General features: G+C 72.8%; 4 protein-coding genes. All 4 read right to left on the reverse strand.

Going from position 1 to position 2,530, the window contains the following annotated elements:
• Positions 1-402: hypothetical protein (locus tag Q7W29_11665; protein ID MDO9172476.1), on the reverse strand; the 402-nt coding region annotated here is incomplete at its 3' end.
• A gap of 32 nt (positions 403-434) precedes the next feature.
• Positions 435-623: a Trm112 family protein gene (locus Q7W29_11670; GenBank protein ID MDO9172477.1), complete on the reverse strand. Its 189-nt coding sequence runs from the start codon at positions 621-623 to the stop codon at positions 435-437.
• Positions 624-866: 243 nt separating this feature from the next.
• Entirely contained in the window at positions 867-1,835 is a 969-nt protein-coding gene (locus Q7W29_11675) for an acetyl-CoA carboxylase carboxyltransferase subunit alpha (protein MDO9172478.1), read from the reverse strand.
• Between the two features lie 101 nt (positions 1,836-1,936).
• Positions 1,937-2,530: hypothetical protein (locus Q7W29_11680; GenBank protein ID MDO9172479.1), on the reverse strand; the 594-nt coding region annotated here is incomplete at its 5' end.

Below are 2,530 nucleotides of genomic sequence, written 5' to 3' on the forward strand. Positions count from 1 at the left end.
GGCGACCGGCACGCCCCGCAGCGTCCGGACGGCGTCCAGGCGCACGGCGACGGCCGGGTCGGTCGCCGCGGCGGGCGGGATCGACCAGGCGGTCCCCGTCACCAGGACGCGCGGGCGCGGCGTCGGCAGCGCGAGCAACGCCGAAGCGGTCGGCGACAGGGCGGAGTCCCCGCTCGCGGCCCGCACGACCGGTCCCGGCCGTCGCCACTGCAGGTCCTCGACTCGGGCCACGGTCCCCGGGACCGACTCGAAGGGGAAGGCGATGCGCAGGACGGTGCGCTGCGCGCCGGCCGACAGCACGTCGACCCGCGGCGCCCCGACCGTCGGCCGCTCCGGCGGCGTCTGGGCCCGGGCGAGGTCGGCGCCAAGGGCCAGCAGCGCCCCGCATGCCCAAAGCGTCACGAAGGCCCGGAAATGTCGCTCGTCCCGGCGCCTCAAGGCCGGTCCCCCCGCGTCTCGGGCAGGGGCGTCGCCTCGTCGATCAGCAGGATCGGGATGTCCTGCTCGACCCGGTAGCGCAAGCGGCAAGAGGCGCAATCCAGCCAGGCGTGGTTGGACGGCACGGTCAGGGTCCCCTTGCAGCGGGGGCAGGCCAGGATTTCCAGGAGCTTCGGGCTCAGCACGACGTCCTCCTCGGGACGGGGCGCGCCGACGGCCGGACTAGCCGGACGAACGGCGGGGAGATCTCCAGGCACGACAAGACCGGTTCCCGAAACGATGCCGAGGGAACGGGCATCAACGGCGGGTCCACCCCGGCGCCGTCGGACGGGTGTCCGATCCGCGTCACCGGGGTAGGATACTTGAAGAGGTTGGCATGACAAGGATAAAGGAAGCCGGCCCGGGTGTCAACGCCCGGCGTGACGGGCTCAGCCTTCCTGGAAAATCCCCATGGCGAGGAACTTGTCCAGGCGCTGGCGGCGGAGGTCCTCCGCGCTGACGGTCGCCAGCTCGTCGAGGTCGGCGATGATGCGCGATTTCAGGACGGCCGCGGTGGCGATGTGGTCGCGGTGGGCGCCGCCGGTCGGCTCCGGCAGCACGGCGTCGATCACGCCGAGCCGCAGCGCGTCGCGGGCGGTGATCTTCATGGCCCGCGCGGCGTCGGCGGCCTTGGCCCGGTCGCGCCAGAGGATCGCGGCGCAGCCCTCGGGGCTGATGACGCTGTAGATGGAATTCTCCAGCATGTAGACGCGGTTGCCCACGCCGATGGCCAGGGCGCCGCCGGAGCCGCCCTCCCCCGTGACGAAGACCAGCACCGGCACCGGCAAGGCGGCCATGTCGCGCAGGTTGCGGGCGATGGCCTCGCCCTGGCCGCGCTCCTCGGCGCCCAGGCCGGGGTAGGCCCCGGGCGTGTCGATGAAGGTCACGATGGGGCGCTGGTTGCGGGCCGCCAGCTCCATCACCCGCATCGCCTTGCGGTAGCCCTCGGGGTGGGCCATGCCGAAGTTGCGGTGGATGTTGCTCTTGGTGTCGCGCCCCTTCTGGTGCCCGATCACCATGACCGGACGGCGGCCCAGGAAGGCCATGCCCGCGATCAGGGAAGGATCGTCCCGGAAGGCGCGGTCCCCGTGCAACTCGTTGAAACCGTCGAAGATCAGGCGCAGGTAGTCCTGGGTCGTGGGGCGGCGGGGGTGCCGGGCCAGTTGGACCCGCTGCCAGTCGTCGAGGCTGTCGAAGATCTCGCGCCCCAGCGACGTCACACGCTCGCGCAGGCGCTGGACCTCGTCGGTCACGTCCAGGCCGCGCAGGCTGGCCGAGTCCTCGAGGGTGCGGATGCGCTCCTCGAGTTCCACGATGGGTTTCTCGAACTCCAGCCAGGGTGTCGTCTTGGGATTCATCGGGGGTCGTGTGTCTCCCGGCCTGGTCCGGGGACATTCCCGGACGGCGAAGCGCTGAATCTATCGGCTCAGGCCGCCGGGTGTCAAGACTCCCGCGCCGGTCAGGCGCCGGCCGACTGCCGGCGGTAGCCGCCGTTGGCGCGGCGGGCGGATCCCGCGGGGACCGAACAGCGGAACACGGTGCCGGACGCGCCGGGCAGGTCGCGCAGCCGTCTCAGCACGCCCAGCGACAGCACGACCCGGTGGCTGCGCGAGCGCAGCAGCCAGCTCCGCCCGCCCCGCAGGACCTCCACCAGCAGGGGCACCGGCCGGTCCGACGCGGCGTCCGCGCCGTCCGCCGGCCGCGAGGACCACACGAGCTCGTCGAGGGCGTCGGCCGCGGTCTCGGCGCCGGGGGCGTCCAGGTCCAGGCGCAGCAGGACCTCGTGGGTCCAGGCCCGCAGCGCCTCGTCGACCGGCACGACGCGGTCGGCGATCACGACGCGGTTGCCGTCGTCGTTGACGCGCATGCGCCCGCCCACGATCAGGATGCCGTCGCCCTGGATCAGCGGCGCCGACTTCTCGTAGAGGTCGGCGTAGGCGATGACCTCGATCATTCCGCGGCGGTCCTCGAAGAGGGTGCGGGCGTACCGGCGCTTGTAGCGGTCGCGGGCCTCGGTGAAGGAGGAGACCACGCCTGCCAGGTCGACCCACGC

This window comes from bacterium (assembly GCA_030654305.1).
Taxonomy (GTDB): domain Bacteria; phylum Krumholzibacteriota; class Krumholzibacteriia; order LZORAL124-64-63; family LZORAL124-64-63; genus PNOJ01.